The sequence below is a fragment of the Sulfitobacter faviae genome, from assembly GCF_029870955.1.
Taxonomy (GTDB): Bacteria; Pseudomonadota; Alphaproteobacteria; order Rhodobacterales; family Rhodobacteraceae; genus Sulfitobacter; species Sulfitobacter faviae.
The window spans coordinates 3,091,680-3,114,658 of the sequence record NZ_PGFQ01000001.1 but is presented as its reverse complement, the minus strand read 5'-3'; the positions used below and the strand labels follow the sequence as shown (position 1 = coordinate 3,114,658).

Genomic DNA, 22,979 nt, shown 5'->3' with positions numbered 1-22,979 from the left:
GCCCCTGAAGCTTTTGTTGCTTTTGTTCTAGGGATGTTCTTGTTTTGTGTCAACCGTGGGTTGGCGTTAAATCAAGATGTACTTTTGCAAATCGCCCGCCTTGCGCGCCGGTTCATTAGGCGGGCGGATCATCAGTGCATCGGCCTGCGCGAGCACGGATAGAAGTGACGAATCCTGCCGATCATCCGGGTAGAGCGCGCCATCCCGAAGATGGGCGCGCATGTAATGCGCACGCGGCCCATTCGGGCCAATCTCGCGTCCAAGGGGGGCTTCGCGCATGACAGCATGTACTTCGGTCAGCCCAAGCATGCGCCGCAGCATGGGCAACACGAAAATCGCACCGCAAACCATTGCAGAAACTGGGTTTCCCGGCAGCCCGATCATCGCGGCATCACCGATCTTGCCTGCCATCAACGGCTTGCCGGGGCGCATCGCGACCTTGTAAAATGATTGCTCCATGCCAAGCTCAGCCGCCACGGGCGCGATGAGGTCATGATCACCCACCGACGCGCCGCCGATGGTGACAATCAAATCAGCGCCACGGGCCAGGGCGAAGGCCTGTTTGAGCGATGCTGTGGTGTCCCGCGCGATGGGCAGCATGCGTACCTCGGCGCCCGCCTCTTCGAACATCGCGGCGAGACCGTAGCTGTTGGAGGCGATAATTTGGTCGGGGCCGGGGTTTTCACCGGGTTGCACCAATTCATCCCCCGTAGCGAGGATTGCGATGATGGGTTTGCGGGTGACAGGCACCTGTCCCACGTTCATGGCGGCGAGCAGTGCCACATCGGCGGGCCGGAGAATGCGCGGGGCGGTTAGGTCTTCGCCTTTGGTGAAGTCTCCGCCAGCGGGGCGAATATTGTCTTTGTCATCAATATGGTGGCCGAGGGTGATAAGGTCGCCGCGCCGGGTCACATCCTCTTGGATCACCACGAAATCGGCGCCTTCGGGCACCGGCGCGCCGGTAAAAATGCGTACGGCTTGCCCGGCCCGCAGCCTGCCCGCGTAAGCATGGCCCGCCGCGGCTTCGCCGACGACCTTGAACATCGCATCCGGTTCGACTTCGGCGCGGCGCAGGGCGTAGCCGTCCATAGAGGAGGCGGCGAAAGGCGGTTGGCTGCGCCGCGCGCGCACGGGCTGCGACAAGACACGGCCATTGGCGCCGCGAAGGGCGACTTCTTCGGTTTCCAGAGGGGCGACAAGGTTCAGGACGGCTTCCAAAGCCGCTTCGACGCTGATCATGTCGCCTCGTAACGGCCTGATTTACCGCCATCTTTCAGAACGACCCGCGTGCCGCCAATCTCCATCGCCTTATCCACGGCTTTGGCCATGTCATAGACGGTGAGGGCGGTGACGGAGGCTGCGGTGAGGGCCTCCATCTCAACCCCGGTTTGACCGGTGGTTTTGACAGTGGCGAGAATTCGGATGCCGGGCAGTGCGGCGTCGGGAGTCAGATCAACGCTGACCTTGGTGATGGGCAAAGGATGGCAAAGCGGGATCAGGTCTGCCGTCCGTTTGGCCGCCATGATCCCGGCAAGCCTTGCGACCCCCAGAACATCCCCCTTTCTTGCGCGCCCTTCAGTAATGATATCAAGGGTTTCCGGCGTCATCTTGATGTAGCTTTCAGCCTTGGCCACCCGCGAAGTCACGGCTTTCTCCGAGACATCGACCATATGGGCGTCGCCCTCGGCGTCGAAATGGGTGAGCGCCATTACATCCCTCCGGGAACAAGCGGGTTGGCGAGCAGATCGCGGGTGGCCTGTTCGACATCTTGCTGGCGCATCAGGCTTTCGCCGATGAGGAAGCAACGTGCGCCGTAGACCGCCATATCGGCAAGATCGGCGGGGGTGTAGAGGCCGGATTCACAAACCAGCATACGGTCGTGGGGGACGGCCTCTGACAGTTGACGCGTCACATCAAGAGAGGTCTCGAAGGTGTTGAGATTGCGGTTATTTATCCCGATCATGCGGCTGTTGAGCTTTTCGGCCCGGGCCAGTTCATCCGCGTCATGAACCTCAATCAGCGCGTCCATGCCCCATTCATCTGCCGCTTGCTCAAGTTCCGCGGCCTGCGCGTCAGAGACGGAGGCCATGATAATCAGGATGCAGTCGGCACCAAGGCTGCGCGCTTCGGCGACCTGATAGGGATCGTAAAGGAAATCTTTGCGCAGGACCGGCAGATCGCATTCGGCGCGGGCTTCAACGAGGAATTCCTTCGCGCCCTGAAAACTCGGGGTGTCGGTAAGGACCGAGAGGCAGGTCGCGCCGCCTGCGGCATAGGCGCGGGCGAGGGCGGCGGGTTCGAAATCTTCGCGGATCAAACCTTTGGAGGGGCTGGCTTTTTTGATCTCGGCGATCAGGCCATAGCCTTCGCGGGAGGCTTTGTGCAAGCTCTGCGCGAAGGGGCGGACTGGCGGGGCCGCGCGGGCCGCGGCCTCGACCTCTGCCTGCGATTTTTCGGCCTTGGCAGCGGCAATTTCGTCCAGCTTATAGGCTTTGATTTTTTCAAGAATTGTGGCGGTCATGGCTTCCTCACGGCTTTGTCCAATGTATGCCGGGCTTGCCTTGGCCCTGCAACCAGTCATTCACGCGGCTGAAGGGGCGTGAGCCGAAGAAGCCGCGCCTTGCCGACAGCGGTGAAGGGTGCGGCGTCTCTATCTTCAGGTTGCGCGCCGGATCGACCTCTGCCGCCGCCTTTTGCGCATGCGCCCCCCAAAGCAGGTAGGCGCGGGGGCGATCAGAAAGACCGTTGAGCACCTGAGCGGTCAACTTTCGCCATCCGAGCCTCGCATGCCCATGCGCGCAGCCCGCCGGAACGGTCAGCACGTTATTGAGCAGCAGAACCCCTTGATCGGCCCAGAACCGCAGATCCGGGTCTTGCGGTGATGCGCCAAGATCGGCGTCTAACTCTTTGAAGATATTGGCAAGGGAGCGGGGAATGGGGCGCACATCCGGCTCGGCCGAAAAGGCATAGCCATGGGCGTGGCCGGGTGTCGGATAGGGGTCTTGGCCAAGGATCACCACCTCCACAGCCGCTGGTTGCAGATGCTCAAGTGCTGCGAATATCTGCGGGGCGGGCGGTAGGACCACCCTCGTTTCTGCGGCAAGCTGCTCGGCAATACGCGGCCAATCCTCGGCAAAAAAGGGCAGCTCGGCCCATGCGCCGAGGGCAGTGAGGCTGGGTAGCGTCATGCCGACTGGCTGATCTGCGCCACTTTTTCGATCCGCTCGCGCGCAGCGCCACTGTCGATGCTTTCGCGGGCCATCTCAACGCCGGTTTTCAGATCTGGGGCCACATCGGCCACCACCAAAGCAGAGGCCGCGTTCAGCAGCACCGCGTCGCGGTAGCCTGATGGAACTCCGTCAAGGAGCGCCTTGAAATGTTTGGTGTTTTCGGCGGGCTCACCCCCGGCGATGGCCTCGAACGGATGGACCGGAAGGCCCGCGTCTTCGGGGTGCAATTCGCGCAGGTTGACGACACCGTCTTCCAGTGCTGCGACCCAGCTGACACCGGTGATGGTCAACTCATCCGTGCCGTCCGAGCCGTGCACCAGCCATGCTTTTTCCGAACCAAGTTGTTTCAGCGTCAGCGCCATCGGTTCGATCAGCTGGCGCGTATAGGCGCCGGTCAACTGCCGTTTGACCCCTGCCGGATTGGTCAGCGGCCCAAGGATGTTAAAGATCGTGCGGGTGCCAAGTTCGGACCGGGTCGGCATGACATGGGCGACGGCGGGGTGATGCATGGGCGCCATCATGAAACCGATACCGGCCTCGGCCAATTCACGCTCGACCACCGCGGGGCCGACCATGACGTTGATCCCCAGTTGCGACAGCGCGTCGGAAGCACCCGATTTCGAGCTGAGGTTGCGGTTGCCATGTTTCGCCACGACAGCGCCCGCGCCTGCGGCCACGAAGGCGGCGGCGGTCGAGATGTTCAGCGTGCCCTTGCCGTCACCGCCGGTACCAACGATGTCGATCGCGCCTTCGGGCGCATGCACAGGGTTGCATTTGCTGCGCATGACCTTTGCCGCGGCGGCATATTCGGTGACCGTCTCGCCGCGCGTGCGCAGCGCCATGAGGAAACCGCCGATCTGGCTGGGGGTCGCTTCGCCCTCGAACAGAATTTCAAAGGCTTCAACGGCCTGATCCGAGGTCAGCGGCCCGTTCGCGGCGGCATCAAGCAGGGGTTTCAACGCGCTACTCATGCCGGGACCTTCATCTCGTTCAGGAAGTTTTGCAGCAGGGCGTGGCCATGCTCGGACCGGATCGATTCCGGGTGGAATTGCACGCCGTGTAGCGGCAACTCGCGGTGTTGCAGGCCCATGATGGTGCCGTCTTCAAGCGCTGCGGTAATCTCAAGGCAGTCGGGCAAGCTCGCGCGTTCGACCACCAGCGAGTGATAGCGCGTGGCCCCGAAGGGCGAGGGGAGGCCGGCGAAAACCCCGCGCCCGTCGTGCTGCATCTGGCCCAGTTTGCCATGCACGATATCATCCGCACGCACGACCTTACCGCCGAAGGCTTGGCCCAGCGTCTGATGGCCAAGGCAGACCCCCAGAAGCGGCACGCGCGCGGCGGCGGCGGCATGGGTCAGCTCTAGGCAAATTCCCGCTTGGTCGGGGTCACAGGGGCCGGGAGACAGCAGGATACCGGCGGGGTTCATGGCCATCGCTTCGTCCACGCTGAGCGCGTCGTTGCGGTGCACCTGCACATCCGCCCCGAGGCTGCCCAGATAGTGGACCAAGTTATAGGTAAAGCTGTCGTAGTTATCGATGAGCAGCAGCACAGGCAGGCATTTCTTTGTATTAGGACTGGAGAAACCGCGCCGGAGCGCGGTATAGGTTTTCGCATACATGTTCAGGCTTGAACCCCATCGTCAAGAGTTTGGGGCAAGCCAATTGAGGGGAACGCCGGGCTTTCTGGCCATGGCGCAGACAGCAGGAGTAGCGCAGATGGCACGCGGAGTTCTGAGCGGGCTGATTTGGGGCGGTGTGGCAAGCATCGGTGTGGCCGGTGCGGTGTCGCTGATGATGCCTTTGCCGCTGCCGCCGCAGGTGGGCGATGCGCCCGGATCCGGCCCCGCCCCGGCGCGGATCAACGTGACGGATGCAGGCGAGCAGGGGCGCAGCCGCGATACCGCGCCGGTGTTGAACGCCCCCGCGCCGCGCGCGGATGTGCCGCAGCAAGACAGCCTCGCCGCGCTCGACCCCGACACACAGACCTCGGCCAGCCTGCCAGAGACCGGCGGTGCCGAGGGGCTCAGCACCCCCGCGGCCCCCGAGGGGCAGACGCCGATGTCGCCCGGCGCGGAAGAGCCTGTCATGCCCAATCCGCAGGCCACGGCGCCGGATGCGCCGCCCGCGGCGGATGAGCTTTCGATCAGCACCGAACCCGCGCAGCCGCCCGCGCCGGATGTGGCGGATATCGAAGGGGCCTTTGACGCGCCGCAGGGCATGGCCGCGCCGGAGGTCGAAGAGGAGGAGGCGATCACCCTGCCTGCGGAGGAGGTCGTGATCGAAGAGCCGGAGGTTGAAGCCGATGCGCTTGAAGACGCGCCCCGCGGTGAGGCGGAGGCCGCTGAGGCTGACCTGTCTTCCCCGGTGCCTGAGCCGGAGAGCATCGAGGGGGCAAGCCCCGCGCCGCTGGAAGAGACGGAGGTTGCCGAAGCCACCCCAGAGCCTGCTGAAACTGAAGCCGACAATCGCCCGGCCATCGGCACACCAGCGACCAGCCTGACCGAGCGAGATACAGGCGTCGTGATCAACCGCCCCGGCGCAGAGGTGGTGGCAGAGCCCGCTGAAGCTGACGAAATCGTGAATGAAGACCCGCGCCCCGTGGTGGTCAACAGCCTCGCGAGCGACCTGCAGGAGGGCAAGCCGCTGATGAGCGTGGTGCTGATCGATGATGGCACCTCGGTCACCGCAGGCAGCGCCGGGTTGGCCGCATTGCGCAGCTTTCCCTATCCGCTGAGTTTCGCCGTCGATAGCACCCTGCCGGACGCCGCCGAGCGGGTGGAAACCTACCGCGAGGCAGGGTTCGAGGTTTTGGCCATGGTCGACCTGCCGCAGGGCGCGCAGCCCAGCGATGCCGAGACCACATTTGGCGCAACGCTCGACCAGATCGGCCCGGTGGTGGGGGTGTTGGAAGGCACCGAAAGCGGCTTCCAAGGCAGCCGCGCGCTGGCCGATCAGGTGACCGATATCCTCGCGCAATCCGGCCACGGGCTGGTGACGCAGGACAAGGGGCTTAACACCATGCCCAAGCTGGCCCGCAAGGCGGGTGTGCCTGCCGATCCGGTGTTTCGCGATTTTGACAGCAAGGAGCAATCCGCGCGGGTGATCCGGCGTTTTCTGGATCAAGCGGCTTTCAAAGCGGGGCAGGAGGGCGCGGTGATCATGCTGGGCCGCCTGCGGCCCGATACCGTCTCCGCCCTGCTGCTCTGGGGGCTGCAAGACCGGGCGAGCGATGTGGCCTTGGTCCCGATCTCGGCGGTGCTGCTGCGCGAGGAGTGACTCCGCGCGGGGCGGGGGTTGACGTTAGATAATCTCGTCCTCGTCGAAGAGCGGGTCTTCCTCCAACTGGCTGGCGAGTTCGTCCACCGTCGCCTCCGCCGCGCGGGGGCTAAGTTTGGCAAGGTGAAAGACAGCATCGCCTTCGTTAACGATGGGCAGCATCGCCCGCCCGATGAGGATGCCGGGCGCATCGGCCAGAAGCTCGGCCTCCTCCTTGCCGAAAGGGTCTGAGACGATGGCCAGAAGATCGCCTCCGGCGACGGTTTCCCCCTCGGCCCGGAAGGTGCGCAGCAGGCCACCTGCGGGGGCGCGCAGCCAATGGGAAGCGGTGCAGATATAGGGTGCACTGCGGGCGCGGGCGATGCCCTTGGCGGGCAGCATGTCTTGGCCGCGCATGACGCGCAGGATGCCCGCAAGACCCGCACGTACGGCCATCTCGTCAAAGCGCAGCCCTTCGCCCGCCTCGTAAAGCAGGATCGGCGTGCCTTGTTTCGCGGCGACCGCGCGCAGCGATCCGTCGCGCAGGGGGAGGTCAGCACCACCGGCGCGCCGAAATCCAGCGCCATTTTCTGGGTCACCTTATCCGCCGGAGAGACGCGCACCTGCGGCAGGTTGGTGCGGTGAATCGCCGCCGAATGCAGGTCGATGCCGAAGTCGCAGCGCAGCACCACCTCTTGCAAAAAGATATGCGCCAGTCGCGCGCCGAGGCTGCCGGTGGGCGAACCGGGGAAGCAGCGATTCAGATCGCGTCGGTCGGGCAGGTAGCGCGAGCGGTTCAGGAAGCCGAAGGAGTTCACGACAGGCACGACAATGAGCGTGCCGCGCAGCGCCGAGAGTTGCGGCGCGCGCAACAGGCGGCGCAGGATCTCCACGCCGATCACCTCATCCCCATGCACTGCTGCTGAGACGAACATCGTCGGCCCGGGCCGTTTGCCGTGGAAGATTTCCAGCGACAGATGCACCGGCGTGTGATCGGGCAGGATCGAAACGGGCAGATCAACGGCAAGGCTGCTGCCGGGGGCGACGGAATGCCCCGCGATCTGGAAAGGCGCGCGGGGGCCATGGTCAGCCGTTGCCCTTGCCACCGAAACGCGATGCATCCGCAGCCGCGCGGCGGATCGCGCCGGATTTATGCACGGTTTCCATGAACTCGGCCTCGGGGTCGCTGTCATAGACCACGCCGCCGCCTGCTTGGATATAGAGGGTCTCGTCCTTCACCACAGCGGTGCGCAGGGCGATGCACATGTCCATGTCGCCGCCCGCGCTGAAATAGCCCACGCCGCCGCCATAGACGCCGCGCTTCTCGGGTTCCAACTCGTCGATGATCTCCATCGCGCGGACCTTTGGCGCGCCGGAAACGGTGCCCGCAGGCATGCCCGCAAAGAAGGCGTCGAGTGCGTCCTTGCCCTCTTTCAACTCGCCCACCACGTTGGAGACGATGTGCATGACGTGGCTGTAGCGCTCGACGATGAACTCTTCCGTCGGGCGCACGCTGCCGATCTTGGCGACCCGGCCCACGTCGTTGCGGCCCAGATCCAGCAGCATCAGGTGTTCTGCCAACTCCTTGGGGTCGCTAAGCAAATCGGCTTCTAGCGCGCGATCCTCCTCCGGGGTGGCGCCGCGTTTTCGGGTGCCTGCGATGGGTCGGATGGTCACTTCGTTGCCGAAGACCCGGACGAGGATCTCGGGGCTGGCGCCGACCACATGGAAGCCGCCGAAGTTGAAATAGAACATGAAGGGCGAGGGGTTGGTGCGCCGCAGGCTGCGGTAGAGCGCGAAGGGCGGTTGGGTGAAACCTTGGGCCCACCGCTGGCTTGGCACCACCTGAAAGATATCGCCCGCCTTGATATAGTCGCGCGCCTTCTCCACGGCGGATTTATAGGCATCGCGGGTGAAATTGCTGACCGGCTCCGGCGCGTCTTCGGCCTCTCCCAAATCGCGGGAGGTTTGTGGCATGGCGCGTTCCAGATCGCGCACGGCGTCCATCACCCGCTCGGCGGCTTGGGCATAGGCCGCGCGGGCGGTTTGGCCCTCGGACACCCAAGCGGGGGAGACGATGGTGACCTCGCCTTTCACCCCGTCGAGGACTGCGACCACCGAAGGGCGCACCATCACCGCGTCGGGCAGGCACAGAGGGTCGGGGTTCACATTGGGCAGATGTTCCACCAGCCGGATCATGTCATAGCCGAGGTAGCCGAATAGCCCGGCGGCGGCTTGCGGCAGATCGTCGGGCAGGGTGATCCGCGATTCCGCGATCACGTCGCGCAGACGGTCCAGCGGGTCACCGGGCATATCCTCAAAGGCATCGGCATCATAGCGCGCCGCACGGTTGAGCGCGGAGGTCTCGCCCCGGCAGCGCCAGATCAGGTCGGGTTTCATGCCGATGATCGAATACCGCCCGCGCACATCGCCGCCGGTGACGGATTCTAGCACAAAGGCATTCTCCGCCGCGCCGGTGAGTTTCAGCATCAAGGACACAGGCGTGTCGAGATCGGCGGCAAGGCGGGTGTAGACGATCTGATTCTCGCCCGCCTCATAGGCGCGGGCGAAACTATCGAAATCAGGGGTCAGGGCCATCAAAATTGCCTATCAGGGAAAGTTCACATGCACGGCATTGATCGCGCGCTGGTCGATCTGGGGATCGGCGTCGCGCATGACGGCATTGCTGTAGATATCGAAAAGATTTTGAGCCAGCGCCTGATCCAACTGCTGCGAGAGGCGGTCCATCAGCGCTTGGGTCTGGTCGTCTTCGCCTGCCGGTGTCACGGCATCAAGGCGCAGAACCACGACGCTATCGCCTGCGGGCAGGACGGCCACGCCGCCTTCGTCGAGGTCAAAGACCTGATCCATGAAATCGTCCGGCGTGCCGTCGACATAGGAGCTGCGGGTCAGCCCTTCGCCAAGCTGCGGCGTGAGACCGGCGGCCTCGAATCCCTCTTCTTCGGCCAGCGTCTCGGTCAGGCTCTCAGCCTTTTCCGTCAGCGCCTCGACGATCTGGGCGTCGCGCCATGCGGCCTCGACCGCGTCGCGGGCCGCTTCGAAAGGTTCAGGGCGCGCGTCCTTGGTTTCATCCAGACGCATGGCAAAGATGCCACCGTCTTCGAGTTGATCGATCTGCGGGAAGTCATTGGCGCTCAGCCCCGCGGCGGCCTCGCGGAAGGCGCCATAGGCGGCGATGCCCTCGCTGCTGTCTTGGGTCCAGTCGATGGTGCCGAGGCGCATCTTGGTCTCTTGGGCCAAGTCTTCGAGCGTGGCACCCCCGGCAAGCTGGTCGTCAATCTCTTGCGCGCGGGCTTCGACGGCGCGGGTGGCGCGGGAGATGGCGAGGGTCTCTTCCAGCTCGTCACGGGCCTCTTCGAAAGGCACATGCTGCGCGGGGAGGATGGCGTTCACACGGAACAGGGCCGGCCCGAGCGAGCTGGGCAGCGGGCCTACGATGTCACCGCTTTCGGCGGCAAAGACCGCATCGCCTGCGTCATCAAGATCGGATTTCGCGACATCGCCCAGATCGACATCCGCCAAGGCCAAGCCGCGCTCTTCGACCAGCGCCTCGAAAGTGGTGCCGTCGACCTCAAGCGCTGCGGCGGCGCGATCTGCGGCCTCCTGATCGGCAAAGACCAGACGTTCGACCAAACGCCGCTCGGGCTGGTCGTATTCGTTGCGGCGGGCGTCATATTCGGCGCGCAGTTCTTCTTCGGGCACTTCGACTTCGTCCAGCAGGTCTTCGGGCGCGAGCCAAGCGAAGGTGATGCTTTTGCTGGCGGGCAGCATGAAGTCATCGGTGTTGGCGTCGTAATAGGCGCGCAATTCGTCTTCGGTGGCGGCGGGCAAGGGCGCGTCGAGGTCATCCTCGCTCAGCCGTGCCCAAGTGAAGCTGCGCTCTTCGGCGACGTAATCGACCAGCGTGCGGGCATAGGTGTCGGGCATGGAGACGCCGCCCAGAATGGCGCGTTGCAGCAGGCCACGCGCGGCTTCTTCGCGGATCGAGCGTTCGAACTCGGCTTCGCTCATCCCGCTTTGCTGAAGGGCAAAGCGATAGCCTTCGCGGTCAAAGTTGCCGTCGATCCCTTGGAAGGCCGAGATTGCCACGATCTCATCGCGCAGGGTGGCGTCACCGATGGAGATGCCCATTTCGTCGGCCTCATGGTCCAGCGCGCGGTTGCGCACGATCCGTTGCAGCACGGCCCGGTCCAGCCCCATCTCTTGGGCGCGGGCAAAGGGCAGGCTCTCCCCTGTCTGCGCTTCGATTGCGCGGATTTCCTGCTGCAACTGGCGGGCATATTGATCGACCGAGATCGACTTGTCGCCCACGGTGCCGATGCTGCGCAGATTGCCGCTGAGGTTGATCGCGCCAAAGCCGCCCAGACCCAAGATCAAAAGGGCCATCAAGGCCCAGACGGCGGTTTTCGAAAAGCTGAAGCCCTTTTTGGCCATGACACGGTCCCTCGTTGATTTCGGACCTGTCTATGCGTTGCGTGGCAGGGCTGCAAGCCTGTCGAAAAGCACCTTTAGACCGGCGGCGTCGAGGTTGGCAAAGGCGATGCGCAACTGGCTTTCACCGCGGGCGTCACCCTCGGGCTGGAACATCGTGCCGGGCAGGCAGAGTACGCCTGCGTCACGCACCAGATCGCGCGCCAGATCAGCCGAGGAAACGCTGAAAGGGTGGCGCATATAGGCGAAGTAGCCGCCCAGACCCAGAAGCTCCCAGCCCAGCGGTTCGAGCTTGGGCATCAGGTCGGCAATGGCCGCGCGGCGCGACAGGATTTCCTCGCGTTCTTCGGCAAGCCATGCGCTGAGGTTCTGCATCCCCCAAAGCGCGCCGTGTTGGCCGATCTGCGCGGGGCAGATGGCGACGGTGTCGAGGAATTTCTCGACCTCGGCCAGACGCTTGCGGCTGGCGATCAGCGCGCCGACGCGGTGGCCGGTCAGACGGTAGGCCTTGGAGAAGGAATAGAGGTGGATGAGCGTGTCATGCCAATCGGGGTCGCGGAACAGCGCGTGTGGCGCGCCGGGGCGGCTGTGGAAGTCGCGGTAGGTCTCATCAAGGATCAGCGCAATGCCGTGGCGACGGGCCAGTTCGAAGAACTCCTGCACCAGCGCCGCGGGATATTCCACGCCGCCGGGGTTGTTGGGCGTGACCAGCGCGATGGCCCGGGTGCGCGGGGTGATGGATGCCGCGGCCTTCTCGGGGTCGGGCAGCATGTCGGCCTCGACGGGCAGCGGCACCGCGGTGACGCCGCTCATGTCGAGCCACATCTTGTGATTGAAGTACCACGGCGTCGGGATGATGACCTCGTCGCCCTCGCCGCAGAGCGTGGCGATGGCGGCGGCAAAGGCTTGGTTGCAGCCGGAGGTGATGCAGACCTGTTCGTCGGTCACCACGCCCGCGTATTTCTCGGCCGTCTGCCGCGCCAGTTCGGCGCGCAATTCGGGCAGGCCAAGTACCGGCCCGTAGAGATGCGCCTCATCGTTGTTCAGCGTGACCTCGGCCATCGCCCGGCGTAGCCCTTCGGGGGGCGGATCGACGGGCGCGGCTTGGCTGACATTGATCAGCGGTCGGTCGGGCGGGAAGTCGACCCCGTCGAGCCAGCGCCGCGCCTCCATCACCGGGGGAAGAACGTGGTGGCGGTGCGCGGAAGCGTCATGGGGGTATCCGGTCAGATAGGGGCAGGGCAGGTGGCGCGGGGCCGGTCAGTCCTTGCCGCGGTAGGGTTCGACATATTGCAGGGCCATGTCCCATGGGAAGAAGATCCATGTGTCCTGGCTCACGCCGGTGATGAAGGTATCGACCTGCGGCTCGCCCTCGGGCTTGGCATAGACGGTGGCGAAATGCGCCTGCGGGTAGAGTTCGCGTACCAGTTCGATGGTCTTGCCGCTGTCGACCAGATCATCGACGATCAGGATGCCGGTGCCGTCGCCCATCATCTCGGCGTCGGGGGATTTCAGCACCTTCGCCTCGCGGCGCTGGTCGGCGGCCCCGCCGCCCGAGTGGTAGGACATGACCGAGATCGTATCGACGGTGCGGATGTCGAGTTCGCGCGCGACGATCATCGCGGGCGCCATGCCGCCGCGGGTGATCGCCACCACGGCACGCCAAGCGCCATCGTCGGGGCCCAGACCGTCGAGCCGCCACGCCAGCGCGCGGCTGTCGCGGTGGATCTGATCCCAGGAGATGTGAAAGCCCTTTTCATGGGGCAGGCGCGAGGCGTCCTTGGATTTGGTCATGGTGGTCCTTTGCAGCAGCTGGCGCGGGCACCCGCGCGAATTAATTTGGGCGGCTTATTCCTTGGACATGTCGGGCGCGTCAACCGCCTTCATGCCGACGACGTGATAGCCCGCGTCGACATGCAGGTTCTCGCCCGTGGTGCCGCTGCCCAGATCCGACAGCAAAAACAGCGCGGCCTTGCCCACGTCCTCGGTGGTCACGTTGCGGCGCAGGGGCGAGTTGTACTCGTTCCATTTCATGATGTAGCGGAAATCGCCGATGCCGGAAGCCGCCAGCGTCTTGATCGGCCCCGCCGAGATCGCGTTGACGCGGATGCCGTCCTTGCCCAGATCCTCGGCGAGGTATTTAACACTCGCCTCCAGCGCCGCCTTGGCCACACCCATGACATTGTAATGCGGCATCACCTTCTCGGCGCCGTAATAGGTCAGCGTCAGCGCGCTGGCCCCGGGCGACATCATCTTCTCGGCGCGCTGCATCACAGCGGTGAAGGAGTAGACGGAGATGTCCATCGACATGGCGAAATTGCCGCGGCTGGTGTCGACGTAGCGGCCACGCAGCTCGCCCTTGTCGGAAAAGCCGATGGCGTGAACGATGAAATCCAGCTCACCCCAACGTTCTTTCAGGCTTTCGAAAAGCGCGTCGATCGATGCTTCATCGCCCACGTCGCAGGGCAGAACGATGTCGCTGCCAAGCTGCTCGGCCAGCGGGCCGACGCGTTTCTTCAGCGCTTCGCCTTGGTAGGAAAAAGCAAGCTCCGCCCCCGCATCGGCCAGCGCCTTGGCCACGCCCCATGCGATGGATTTGTCATTCGCCAGCCCCATGATGAGCCCGCGCTTGCCCTGCATCAGTTCGTTTCCCATTCCGCCGCCTTGTCTATGTTCTTGTCTATGTTCCGTTGAGGTTGTCTTGGTCTAGGCGATTGCAGCGCTACCATCAAGACTGCACAGGCGCCTTCACCCCGAGATTTGCCATAAGATCGGCGGCTAACTGTCGGAAATCGGGTGAGGTTGTCCTTTGAGTTGCCGATTGTTAACAAATGCCATACCGAAGAGATCGGACCCCGGCGTAGAACCGGTGACAGGCAAAGCACTCTGAAGGAGATGCCGAATGGAGACGCGGACTGGTATTTTTGCGGGGGATGATCCCTTTGCAATTGCGCAGCGTTGGCTTTCCGAAGCAGAGGCGACCGAGCCTAATGATCCCAATGCCATCGCGCTCAGCACGGTAGATTCGCAAGGGCTGCCCAACGCCCGCATGGTGCTGCTGAAAGAGATCGAGCCGGAGGCTTTTGTCTTTTACACCAATTACGAAAGCCAGAAGGCGCAGGAACTGGACGGCGCGGGCAAGGCGGCCTTTGTCATGCATTGGAAATCCCTGCGCCGTCAGGTGCGGGTGCGCGGCTTGATCAGCCGAGAGGACGGGCCGCAGGCCGATGCCTATTACGCCTCGCGCTCGCTCAAAAGCCGTCTGGGGGCTTGGGCCTCGCGCCAATCTCAGCCGCTCTCAGGCCGCGGTGCGCTGATGGCCGAGGTGGCCAAGGTGACGGCGCAGAAGGGGGTGAACCCTGAGCGTCCCCCGTTCTGGGGCGGCTACCGGATCACCCCGCTGGAAATCGAATTCTGGGCCGATGGCGAGTTTCGCCTGCATGACCGTTTCCAATGGCGGCGCGCAGATGTCGCGGCACCCTGGGCCGTGACCCGGCTCAACCCCTGATCTGACGGCGCGATACCCCATGAAAGATGTGTCTGAAACCCAAGCGGAACCAGCGGCGATAGATGACCCCCTCGAAGGCGTGGTCAAATGGTTCGACCCGGTCAAGGGCTTCGGCTTTGTCGTCGCGGATGCAGGCGGGGCGGACATCCTGCTGCACGTCAATGTCCTGCGCAATTACGGCCAAAGCTCTGTCGCGGATGGGGCGCGGGTGGCGGTGCGCGTCCAACAGACCGAGCGCGGGGCGCAGGCGGTCGAAGTGCTCTCTGTCGAGGCGCCCAGTGAATTGCCTGCCGCCGTGGTGGAATTCGCCGGTTTCGACCCCGAGCAGCTGGCCACCGCCGAATTTGAGCCCGCCCGTGTCAAATGGTTCGACAAGGCCAAGGGATTCGGGTTTGCAAATGTCTTTGGCTGCGCGGAAGATGTGTTTCTGCATATCGACGTGCTGCGCCAATCCGGACTTTGTGATTTGCAACCGGGCGAAGCACTTGCCATGCGTGTGATTGTTGGCGATCGGGGCCATCTGGCGGCGGAGGTAAGCTCATGGGACGCGGTGATAGACGGCTAAAGGTCAGGCGACTGGCAAGGCATATGGCAGGGGCGGCACTGGCTGGTCTGCTGCTGACCGGCGCGGCGGTGGCCGAGGTTTGCCGTGTCGATTCCGTGACGCTCCGCGGCGATTGGGGGAAGGCCCGCTTCTCTGTCGAAGTGGCCGATGACACGGCGGAACGCGCCAAGGGGCTGATGCACCGGCGTTCGCTGCCCCTGAGCGCGGGCATGCTCTTTATCTACGAAAGACCTCAGCCCCTGAATTTCTGGATGCGCAACACGTTGATCCCACTGGACCTGCTGTTCATCGACGCAAGGGGCGTGGTGCAGAAGATCCACCACTCCGCCAAACCGCTGGACGAAACACCGATCCGGGGCGGCGACGATTTGCTGGCGGTGCTGGAGATTAACGGTGGCTTGTCAAAACGCCTTGGCATCACCGAAGGCAGCGAAATCCGCCATCCGGCCTTTGCCGGGAACGCTCCGGCTTGGCCCTGCTAAAGACTTCGCGGATTTTCCGATTTTAAGGTCAATCGGGGCTTTTCAATTGGCGGGCTTATGGCTAAAGAAGCCCCAGTCGGAGCGTGGCGCAGCCTGGTAGCGCACCTGTTTTGGGTACAGGGGGTCGGAGGTTCGAATCCTCTCGCTCCGACCACTTTCTTCCTACATCGCTGATGTAGCGCTTCCCGCTTTGGTTGAGGCGCGCCCGTTGTCTTATCCTCATTCTGCACAAGATATAGTAGCTACCGCCGCCGTATTGGCAGGTTTGCGCCTGCGCACGCCGAGATCGTGATGATTCTGCCGCGGTTCTTGGCGGGGACATGGGGCAGGGGGCTTGGGCCGGGTGATCGTGGCACAGCGCCCACGTTCGGCGGCCTGTCGACCGGCGGGCGGTCTTGGGCTGTGGATGAATTCAACCAATCTCTCAAACACCTCCGCTAACCCGGCCCCGGCAATGGATTATTTCAAAGCCGCCCGCCAGCCGGGCTTGCGGGTATCTTTGGGGATATCCTGAGGCTGAATCACTGGGGTAGGGCGCGGGGCAAATTGGGGGGCTCCGGTCAACTGCCCGCCCCGAAATAATTCCGAAAAAAACCGTTGACCAAATAGTGCGATCTACGTCAGTTTGTGGGGGTCAAGTAAAGCGCCACAATATGTTGTGGTTAACGCAACAGGGCGCTTGGGCGGCGGGGACAGAGTATAGAGCCAGTGTTTTAATCGGTTTCGGGGCGCTTGCGTCAGCAGGTGGCGCGGGGAAGCTTTGTTCAAACTGCCAGCACATAGGGGTGAGACGGCCTGCCGTGGGCATGTCGGCTCAGGATTTTGAGAGTTTGAAAAAGGGCAGCGACGATGAAGATTGAACGGAATTTCACCAAGGCCGGGCAGGATGCCTATGCGGATTTGGACTTTGTCACCACGGTGTCAGAGATCCGCAACCCTGACGGTTCGGTGGTGTTCAAGCTCGACAACGTCGAAGTGCCCAAATCCTGGAGCCAGGTCGCCAGCGACGTGATCGCTCAGAAGTATTTCCGCAAGGCGGGCGTCCCCAGCAAGACCCGGAAGGTCAAAGAAAAGGACGTGCCTGAGTTCCTGTGGCGCTCCGAGCCCGCCGAGGGTGCCGAGATGGGCGGTGAAACCTCCTCCAAGCAGGTCTTCGACCGTCTGGCGGGCGCTTGGGCTTACTGGGGCTGGAAGGGCGGCTATTTCACCACCGAGGAAGACGCCCGCGCCTATTACGACGAGATGCGCCACATGCTGGCCAGCCAGCGCGCGGCCCCGAACAGCCCGCAGTGGTTCAACACCGGCCTGCATTGGGCCTATGGCATCGACGGCCCGGCGCAGGGGCATTACTACGTCGACTACAAAACCGGCAAGCTGACCCGGTCGAAATCCTCCTATGAGCACCCGCAGCCGCATGCTTGCTTTATCCAGTCCGTCGGCGACGATCTGGTGGGCGATGGCGGCATCATGGACCTCTGGGTCCGCGAGGCACGTCTGTTCAAATACGGCTCGGGCACGGGCACCAACTTTTCATCGCTCCGCGGAGAGGGCGAGAAGCTGTCGGGCGGCGGCAAGTCGTCGGGTTTGATGGGGTTCCTCAAGATCGGCGATCGTGCAGCCGGCGCCATCAAATCCGGCGGCACCACCCGCCGCGCGGCCAAGATGGTGATCGTCGACGCCGACCATCCCGATATTGAGGATTTCATCAACTGGAAGGTGCTCGAAGAGCAGAAGGTGGCCTCGATCGTCGCCGGCTCCAAGATGCACGAGCAGAAGCTGAACCTTCTGTTCGACGCGATCAAGGCATGGGACGGGGCCGAGGCGGATGCCTATGACCCTGCGAAGAACGCCGCGCTGAAACAGGCGATCCGCGAGGCCAAGAAGGTCGCGATCCCCGAGACATACGTCAAGCGCGTGCTGGACTACGCCAAGCAGGGCCACACCGGCATCGAGTTCCCGACCTATGATACCGACTGGGATAGCGAGGCCTACAACTCTGTCTCCGGCCAGAACTCCAACAACTCGATCCGCGTCACCAATGCCTTTCTGAAGGCCGTGGAGAAGGATGCCGACTGGGAGCTCATCAGCCGCACCGAGAACCGGGTGGTCAAGACCGTCCGCGCCCGTGACCTCTGGGACCAGGTCGGCCATGCCGCATGGGCCTGCGCCGATCCGGGCATCCAGTACCACGACACCGTGAACGACTGGCACACCTGCCCCGAGGACGGTGCGATCCGCGGCTCGAACCCCTGTTCGGAGTATATGTTCCTCGACGACACGGCCTGCAATCTGGCTTCGATGAACCTGCTGACCTTCCTCAAGGACGGTGTCTTTCAGGTCGAGAACTACATGCATGCCGCGCGCCTGTGGACCGTGACGCTGGAAATCAGCGTGATGATGGCGCAGTTCCCCTCCAAGGAAATCGCGCAGCGGTCTTATGACTTCCGCACGCTGGGTCTGGGCTATGCCAATATCGGCGGCTTGCTGATGAACATGGGCTATTCCTATGATAGCGACGAGGGCCGTGCTTTGGGCGGTGCCCTGACCGCGATCATGACCGGCGTGGCCTATGCGACCTCCGCCGAGATGGCGGGCGAATTGGGCGCCTTCCCGGGCTATGCCAAGAACGCCGAGCACATGCTGCGCGTCATCCGCAACCACCGCAACGCGGCCCATGGCAAGGTCGACGGCTATGAACAACTCTCGGTCAAACCGGTGCCGCTGGATCACGCCAATTGCCCGCAGGCAGGGCTGGTCGACATCGCCAAATCCTGCTGGGACGAGGCGCTGAAACTGGGCGAAACCCATGGCTACCGCAACGCGCAAACTTCGGTCATCGCGCCCACCGGCACCATCGGTCTGGTCATGGACTGCGATACCACCGGCATTGAGCCCGACTTCGCGCTTGTGAAGTTCAAGAAGCTTGCCGGGGTGGATACTTCAAGATCATCAACCAATCCGTGCCTGCCGCGCTGGAAAAGCTCGGCTACGGGTCGGCCCAGATTGAAGAGATCGTCAGCTACGCCGTCGGCCACGGCACCATCGGCAATGCGCCCGCGATCAACCACACCACGCTGGCAGGGCATGGTTTTGGCGCCAATGAATTGGCCAAGATCGACGCGGCGCTGAAACAGGCCTTCGACATTCGTTTCGTGTTCAACCAATGGACGCTGGGCGAAGCCTTCTGCACGCAGGTGCTGGGCATCCCGACCGAAAAGCTGAACGACCCGACCTTTGATCTGCTCCGCTCCCTCGGCTTCAGCAAGGCCGATATCGAAGCGGCCAATGACCACGTCTGCGGGACCATGACACTGGAAGGCGCGCCGCATCTGCGCGAAGAGCATTACGGCATCTTCGATTGCGCCAACCCCTGCGGCAAGAAAGGCAAGCGTTACCTGTCGGTCAACAGCCACATCCACATGATGGCGGCGGCGCAGAGCTTTATCTCGGGGGCGATCTCCAAGACGATCAACATGCCCAATGACGCGACGATCGAGGATTGCCAGAAGGCTTACGAGCTCAGTTGGTCGCTCGGGATCAAGGCCAACGCGCTCTACCGCGACGGTTCGAAACTGAGCCAACCACTGGCCGCGGCCCTCGTGGAGGACGACGAAGACGCCGCCGAGACGCTGGAAAGCGGCAACACCCATGAGAAGGCCGCCGTTCTGGCCGAGAAGATCGTCGAGAAGGTGATCGTCAAAGAGATCATCAAATCACACCGCGAAAAGATGCCGCAGCGCCGCAAGGGCTATACCCAGAAGGCCAACGTCGGCGGTCACAAGGTTTATCTGCGCACCGGCGAATACGAGGACGGCAAGCTGGGCGAGATCTTTATCGACATGCACAAGGAAGGCGCGGGCTTCCGGGCGATGATGAATAACTTCGCCATCGCGGTCTCGGTCGGTCTGCAATACGGCGTGCCGCTGGAGGAATTCGTCGACGCTTTCACCTTCACCAAGTTCGAACCGGCGGGCATGGTGCAGGGCAACGACAGCATCAAACAGGCGACCTCGATCCTCGACTATGTGTTCCGTGAATTGGCGGTGAGCTACCTCGACCGTACCGATCTGGCGCATGTGAAGCCTGAGGGGGCGACCTTTGACGATCTGGGCCGGGGCGAGGAAGAGAACCTTTCGAACGTCAGCGAGTTGAGCGAGGGGGCCGCGAATAAGTCCTTGGAAGTGCTCAAGCAAATCAGCTCCACCGGCTATCTGCGCAACCGGCTGCCGCAAGAGTTGGTGGTGTTGCAGGGCGGGCAGGGTGTCGAGCCGAGCACCGCTTACGCGCCCCAAGTGAGCGGCGGCGACATGGCGGTTGCGGTGCAACCCTCGACCTCCGTCAGCACTGGCGCGGTCAGCCTCGATGCGCGGGCCAAAGCCAAGATGCAGGGCTATGAGGGTGAAGCCTGCGGTGAATGCGGCAACTACACATTGGTTCGGAACGGCACCTGCATGAAGTGCAACACCTGCGGCGGCACCTCGGGCTGTAGCTGATGAGATGTGCCCCGGAAGGGGCGCGCAGGGGCAGGGCCGCAAGGCCCGCCCGACGAGGCTGCCGGGGCGCCTCTCGCGTAGTTGCGCGAAAGGGTTAATATCCGCGCTGCCATCCAGATTGCGTTAACCAAAATTAAACCAGTCTCTCCCTATCAAGGTCGTGAAAGGGAGAATTTGATGAAACGTCTTATTATATCGGGATTTCTCGCCGGATCGCTGGCGGGCTGTGTGGAACCTCCGGCCTCACCGATGGAGGCCGCGGCGCGCAAAGCGGCGGCGGCGGAGTTGACGGCGAAACAATGTGCGGGTTTTGCGGGCGGCTATGAAAGCGTGCGCAAGCTGCGGCATGACGCGAACCAGAACATTGCGACCGCGCGGCGGCTTGGGGCGACGGATGCCACGATTGCAAAGGCGCGGGCGGATGTGCGCATGGCCTTTGATATGCAGGTCGCCTTCTCGACCCCGCAACAGGCCTGCAACATGATGGTGGGCGAATTGGCTTGGGCCACGGGGTGAGGGCGTCTAGCGATGCGCCACGTCGAGCCAGATCGGCAGATGGTCCGAGGCCCGGCGGGTCTGGGCTGTCTCGATCACGCCGCCTTGGCGCACGGTAAGATGCTGGTCCAAGGCGATGCGATCTAGAAAGGCCACGGGCATCCGCGCGTGATAGCTCTTGCCCGGCGCATGGATGGTGAACCGTTTCGCCAGACGCCCGAGCCCCACCTTTTGCGACCATTCGTTCAGATCGCCCGCGATCAACGTCGGGCAGGCGGCACAGGCATCGAGATGGGCGATCATCGCGCTCAGTTGTTCCTTGCGCGACGGACGCAGCAGACCGAGATGCGAGGCGATCACTCGCAATTGACGCGCGCCGATATGCAGGTCGGCCACCATGGCGCCGCGCGGCTCCACCCCCGGCAGGGTCAGATGCGCCACCCGGTCGATCTTGGCCGAGGGGCGGACCAGAACGGCATTGCCGTGCCAGCCGATGCTGACGTCGCTCGGCGTGGGCACAGGGCGCAGGCCCGTCACCGCTTCAACCCGGTCGAGTGGAAGGGCCGAGGGGCGCGGCGCGCGGCGGCGGTCGGCCTCTTGCAGCACCACCACATCGGCGTGCAGGCTGCGGATGATCCGCATGATCCGCTCAGGGTCCCGGCGCCGGTCGGTGCCCATGGCCTTGCGGATGTTATAGCTGACGATGCGCAGCGATTGCGGGGCGACGGCGGGGATCATAGGATGGGCGCTCCCAAACGAAACAGCCCTTCGGCCACCTTGCGGAACATCCCGCTAGGCGGTCTTTCCATGGCGCAATGCTCCGAGAGATGTTCGAACCAGTCATGCAGTTTTGCGACAGAGGCCGCGTCATAGACGAAAAGCGTGACCTCGAAATTCAGCAACATGCTGCGCACGTCGAAATTGGCCGTGCCCACCAGCCCCATATCGTCGATGATCCCGGCTTTGGCGTGGATCATTCCGGGCTGGTAATAGAGCACATGGCCGCCCGCCTCATGCAGATCGCGCAGATAGGCGCCCCGCGCGAAATCCGCCATCCGTTGGTTCGAGCGTTCGGGGACCAGAACCCGCACATCCACACCCCGCCGGGCCGCAGTGGTCAGAGCCGAACCGAGCGCCTCGGTCGGGACGAAATAGGGGGTCACCAGCCAAATCCGTGCCTCGGCCAGATGAATCGCGCGGATCAGACCATCATGCAGCGGGTCTTCGGCGATATCAGGGCCGGAGGGCACGAGCTGCACCGTTGCCGTCCCGCCCGTATGGGCCGCGACCGAGGGGGCTGGGTCCAAAGCCTCCCCGCTGGCGACGCCCCAGTCTGAGCGGAACACATCGCCGAAACTCTGCACCGCGCGCCCCTCAAGCAGAAAGGCCAGATCGGTCCAGCCATCCTCCAAGGCCGCAGGCCCGAGGTAATGCGCGCCAATGTTCATGCCCCCGGAAAAGACCCGCGCATCATCGGCGATGATCATTTTGCGATGGTTGCGCAGGTTCAAATGGCCCGAGCCCGGGAGTTGCAACAGCGGAGAGTAGAAGCGCACATCGCCGCCCGCCTCACGCAGGCGGCGCAGGGCGGCTGTCGGGCCACGCAGGGTGCCCAAACGGTCCATCAGCAGCCGAACCTTCACGCCCGCCTTGGCCCGTTCGGTTAGCGCGTCGACGAAAATGCGCCCGGTGTCGTCATTTGCCACGATGTAAAAAAGCACGTCGAGCCGTTTCTCGGCCCCTTGGATTAGCGCCATCACCGCTTCATGGGCCGCCGTGGGGTCGCCCAAGAGCCGCAGGTCTTGGCCATGGACGGCGGCGGGCAGGCCGAAATACTGCATCGTCGCGTCAAGCGTATGCACAGGGCGGGGCGGCGGGCCGCCGGTATCACCTTTCAAAAAATGCACCGGCGTGTAGCGCGAGGATTGTTTGCGAAAGCCGAGCGCCAGAAACAGCGGCACCGCAACCCAAGGCAGCACGATGATGAACAACAGCCAAGCGGCAGTGGATTGCGGCGTGCGGCGTTGTTGCAAGATCACGATCGCCGCCAGCAGCGTCAGGATCACGATAATGACGACTTCCAGATGGGTGGTGATCCAAGACATGGGGTGGGGCCTGCTCCTTCTTGCTGACAATACAAGCAGATAACGCGTTCGGTGGTGACAGCAAGCCTCGGACGGGGTCTGGCGCGCAGGAATGGCGCGGGGCCGGGGGCGTTTTAGTGCTTGTCGATCGGGGAGCCTCTTTTGCGCAGTTGTCTCTGGGCCGTTTCTCTGCCGGAACTTTCGCTGCGGTGAGGGCAAACAAGGCTGCGAATTCGCGTTGCGGGATCAACCCTCTGATTTAAAGTGGCAAAATGCATCTGCGCACCGTCTAATTCACCACATGATACATAACTTAAGCGGCCCCTAGCCGAGGATTTGTTGCAAATGTGCGACAATCAGCGCATCGCAATTCTGTGATGTGAAAAACCTGAAACCCAACCCTAAATGGGGCGTTG

Annotated in this window: 19 protein-coding genes, 1 tRNA gene and 2 pseudogenes; 8 read left to right on the top strand and 14 right to left on the bottom strand. The window is 63.3% G+C overall.

Annotation, left to right across the window (positions count from 1 at the left end; genetic code table 11):
• Window positions 1-66 precede the first annotated feature (66 nt).
• Genes CUR85_RS16105 through CUR85_RS16080 form a run of 6 tightly spaced genes read right to left on the bottom strand, consistent with a single transcriptional unit; the run spans window position 67 to window position 4,779 of the window.
• Entirely contained in the window at window positions 67-1,239 is a 1,173-nt protein-coding gene (locus tag CUR85_RS16105; RefSeq protein ID WP_067260678.1) for a molybdopterin molybdotransferase MoeA, read from the bottom strand.
• Window positions 1,236-1,709 carry a cyclic pyranopterin monophosphate synthase MoaC gene (gene moaC, locus CUR85_RS16100; RefSeq protein WP_067260675.1) on the bottom strand — a complete coding sequence of 158 codons (474 nt, stop codon included), beginning with the start codon at window positions 1,707-1,709 and terminating at the stop codon, window positions 1,236-1,238. Before moaC ends, CUR85_RS16105 begins: the two co-directional genes overlap by 4 nt.
• A complete protein-coding gene (gene trpC / locus CUR85_RS16095; RefSeq protein ID WP_067260673.1) occupies window positions 1,709-2,521 on the bottom strand; it encodes an indole-3-glycerol phosphate synthase TrpC in 813 nt (270 codons plus the stop codon). The genes moaC and trpC overlap by 1 nt, the downstream gene beginning before the upstream one ends.
• A gap of 7 nt (window positions 2,522-2,528) precedes the next feature.
• The gene (locus CUR85_RS16090) at window positions 2,529-3,188 is read right to left on the bottom strand and encodes a uracil-DNA glycosylase (RefSeq protein ID WP_067260670.1); all 660 of its coding nucleotides are present in this window, start codon (window positions 3,186-3,188) and stop codon (window positions 2,529-2,531) included.
• A complete protein-coding gene (gene trpD / locus CUR85_RS16085) occupies window positions 3,185-4,201 on the bottom strand; it encodes an anthranilate phosphoribosyltransferase (protein WP_067260666.1) in 1,017 nt (338 codons plus the stop codon). The genes CUR85_RS16090 and trpD overlap by 4 nt, the downstream gene beginning before the upstream one ends.
• The gene (locus tag CUR85_RS16080) at window positions 4,198-4,779 is read right to left on the bottom strand and encodes an anthranilate synthase component II (protein WP_067260724.1); all 582 of its coding nucleotides are present in this window, start codon (window positions 4,777-4,779) and stop codon (window positions 4,198-4,200) included. Before CUR85_RS16080 ends, trpD begins: the two co-directional genes overlap by 4 nt.
• A 166-nt stretch (window positions 4,780-4,945) precedes the next feature.
• Between CUR85_RS16080 and CUR85_RS16075 the strand changes: the two genes are divergently transcribed.
• The gene (locus CUR85_RS16075) at window positions 4,946-6,505 is read left to right on the top strand and encodes a divergent polysaccharide deacteylase family protein (RefSeq protein ID WP_067260663.1); all 1,560 of its coding nucleotides are present in this window, start codon (window positions 4,946-4,948) and stop codon (window positions 6,503-6,505) included.
• Window positions 6,506-6,529: 24 nt separating this feature from the next.
• Here the strand turns inward: CUR85_RS16075 and CUR85_RS16070 are convergent.
• The 6 genes and pseudogenes from CUR85_RS16070 to fabI all read right to left on the bottom strand — a co-directional run bounded on the left by CUR85_RS16070 (window position 6,530) and on the right by fabI (window position 13,591).
• Window positions 6,530-7,605: pseudogene (locus CUR85_RS16070) on the bottom strand (succinylglutamate desuccinylase/aspartoacylase family protein).
• A complete protein-coding gene (gene trpE, locus CUR85_RS16065; RefSeq protein ID WP_067260659.1) occupies window positions 7,571-9,082 on the bottom strand; it encodes an anthranilate synthase component I in 1,512 nt (503 codons plus the stop codon). The pseudogene CUR85_RS16070 and the gene trpE overlap by 35 nt, the downstream one beginning before the upstream one ends.
• Before the next feature lie 12 nt (window positions 9,083-9,094).
• Window positions 9,095-10,939 carry a peptidyl-prolyl cis-trans isomerase gene (locus tag CUR85_RS16060; protein ID WP_136720130.1) on the bottom strand — a complete coding sequence of 615 codons (1,845 nt, stop codon included), beginning with the start codon at window positions 10,937-10,939 and terminating at the stop codon, window positions 9,095-9,097.
• A 30-nt stretch (window positions 10,940-10,969) separates the two neighbouring features.
• The gene (locus tag CUR85_RS16055; protein ID WP_067261610.1) at window positions 10,970-12,109 is read right to left on the bottom strand and encodes an aminotransferase; all 1,140 of its coding nucleotides are present in this window, start codon (window positions 12,107-12,109) and stop codon (window positions 10,970-10,972) included.
• An 87-nt stretch (window positions 12,110-12,196) separates the two neighbouring features.
• A complete protein-coding gene (gene gpt / locus CUR85_RS16050; protein WP_067261592.1) occupies window positions 12,197-12,730 on the bottom strand; it encodes a xanthine phosphoribosyltransferase in 534 nt (177 codons plus the stop codon).
• A 54-nt stretch (window positions 12,731-12,784) separates the two neighbouring features.
• Window positions 12,785-13,591, bottom strand: coding sequence for an enoyl-ACP reductase FabI (gene fabI, locus CUR85_RS16045; protein ID WP_067261594.1), 807 nt, complete (start codon window positions 13,589-13,591; stop codon window positions 12,785-12,787).
• 247 nt (window positions 13,592-13,838) lie between these two features.
• On the opposite strand from fabI, the gene pdxH reads away from it, so the two are divergent.
• The 7 genes and pseudogenes from pdxH to CUR85_RS16010 all read left to right on the top strand — a co-directional run bounded on the left by pdxH (window position 13,839) and on the right by CUR85_RS16010 (window position 20,500).
• Window positions 13,839-14,444, top strand: coding sequence for a pyridoxamine 5'-phosphate oxidase (gene pdxH / locus CUR85_RS16040; RefSeq protein ID WP_067261596.1), 606 nt, complete (start codon window positions 13,839-13,841; stop codon window positions 14,442-14,444).
• A gap of 19 nt (window positions 14,445-14,463) precedes the next feature.
• Window positions 14,464-15,009 carry a cold shock domain-containing protein gene (locus tag CUR85_RS16035; RefSeq protein ID WP_197470812.1) on the top strand — a complete coding sequence of 182 codons (546 nt, stop codon included), beginning with the start codon at window positions 14,464-14,466 and terminating at the stop codon, window positions 15,007-15,009.
• A gap of 23 nt (window positions 15,010-15,032) precedes the next feature.
• Window positions 15,033-15,491, top strand: coding sequence for a DUF192 domain-containing protein (locus CUR85_RS16030; RefSeq protein WP_067261597.1), 459 nt, complete (start codon window positions 15,033-15,035; stop codon window positions 15,489-15,491).
• A 77-nt stretch (window positions 15,492-15,568) separates the two neighbouring features.
• Window positions 15,569-15,645, top strand: a tRNA-Pro gene (locus CUR85_RS16025).
• Between the two features lie 134 nt (window positions 15,646-15,779).
• Window positions 15,780-15,932, top strand: a complete 153-nt coding sequence (locus CUR85_RS16020) for a hypothetical protein (protein ID WP_280322825.1) — start codon at window positions 15,780-15,782, stop codon at window positions 15,930-15,932.
• Window positions 15,933-16,340: 408 nt separating this feature from the next.
• Window positions 16,341-19,984, top strand: a pseudogene (locus tag CUR85_RS16015) (vitamin B12-dependent ribonucleotide reductase).
• A 177-nt stretch (window positions 19,985-20,161) separates the two neighbouring features.
• Window positions 20,162-20,500 (top strand): hypothetical protein, encoded by a 339-nt coding sequence (locus CUR85_RS16010; RefSeq protein ID WP_067261600.1) that lies wholly within the window; start codon window positions 20,162-20,164, stop codon window positions 20,498-20,500.
• A 6-nt stretch (window positions 20,501-20,506) separates the two neighbouring features.
• Here the strand turns inward: CUR85_RS16010 and CUR85_RS16005 are convergent, their stop codons facing one another.
• Together CUR85_RS16005 and CUR85_RS16000 are read right to left on the bottom strand one after the other, a co-directional pair.
• Window positions 20,507-21,217, bottom strand: coding sequence for an endonuclease/exonuclease/phosphatase family protein (locus CUR85_RS16005; RefSeq protein WP_067261602.1), 711 nt, complete (start codon window positions 21,215-21,217; stop codon window positions 20,507-20,509).
• Window positions 21,214-22,584, bottom strand: coding sequence for a phospholipase D-like domain-containing protein (locus CUR85_RS16000; RefSeq protein WP_067261604.1), 1,371 nt, complete (start codon window positions 22,582-22,584; stop codon window positions 21,214-21,216). The genes CUR85_RS16005 and CUR85_RS16000 overlap by 4 nt, the downstream gene beginning before the upstream one ends.
• Between the last annotated feature and the right edge of the window lie 395 nt (window positions 22,585-22,979).

Coding starts and splice junctions, on each gene's coding strand:
- CUR85_RS16105 (WP_067260678.1), bottom strand. CDS start 1,239: ATGATCAGCGTCGAAGCGGCTTTGGAAGCCGTCCTGAACCTTGTCGCC.
- moaC (WP_067260675.1), bottom strand. CDS start 1,709: ATGGCGCTCACCCATTTCGACGCCGAGGGCGACGCCCATATGGTCGAT.
- trpC (WP_067260673.1), bottom strand. CDS start 2,521: ATGACCGCCACAATTCTTGAAAAAATCAAAGCCTATAAGCTGGACGAA.
- CUR85_RS16090 (WP_067260670.1), bottom strand. CDS start 3,188: ATGACGCTACCCAGCCTCACTGCCCTCGGCGCATGGGCCGAGCTGCCC.
- trpD (WP_067260666.1), bottom strand. CDS start 4,201: ATGAGTAGCGCGTTGAAACCCCTGCTTGATGCCGCCGCGAACGGGCCG.
- CUR85_RS16075 (WP_067260663.1), top strand. CDS start 4,946: ATGGCACGCGGAGTTCTGAGCGGGCTGATTTGGGGCGGTGTGGCAAGC.
- trpE (WP_067260659.1), bottom strand. CDS start 9,082: ATGGCCCTGACCCCTGATTTCGATAGTTTCGCCCGCGCCTATGAGGCG.
- CUR85_RS16060 (WP_136720130.1), bottom strand. CDS start 10,939: ATGGCCAAAAAGGGCTTCAGCTTTTCGAAAACCGCCGTCTGGGCCTTG.
- CUR85_RS16055 (WP_067261610.1), bottom strand. CDS start 12,109: ATGGAGGCGCGGCGCTGGCTCGACGGGGTCGACTTCCCGCCCGACCGA.
- gpt (WP_067261592.1), bottom strand. CDS start 12,730: ATGACCAAATCCAAGGACGCCTCGCGCCTGCCCCATGAAAAGGGCTTT.
- fabI (WP_067261594.1), bottom strand. CDS start 13,591: ATGGGAAACGAACTGATGCAGGGCAAGCGCGGGCTCATCATGGGGCTG.
- pdxH (WP_067261596.1), top strand. CDS start 13,839: ATGGAGACGCGGACTGGTATTTTTGCGGGGGATGATCCCTTTGCAATT.
- CUR85_RS16035 (WP_197470812.1), top strand. CDS start 14,464: ATGAAAGATGTGTCTGAAACCCAAGCGGAACCAGCGGCGATAGATGAC.
- CUR85_RS16030 (WP_067261597.1), top strand. CDS start 15,033: ATGGCAGGGGCGGCACTGGCTGGTCTGCTGCTGACCGGCGCGGCGGTG.
- CUR85_RS16010 (WP_067261600.1), top strand. CDS start 20,162: ATGAAACGTCTTATTATATCGGGATTTCTCGCCGGATCGCTGGCGGGC.
- CUR85_RS16005 (WP_067261602.1), bottom strand. CDS start 21,217: ATGATCCCCGCCGTCGCCCCGCAATCGCTGCGCATCGTCAGCTATAAC.
- CUR85_RS16000 (WP_067261604.1), bottom strand. CDS start 22,584: ATGTCTTGGATCACCACCCATCTGGAAGTCGTCATTATCGTGATCCTG.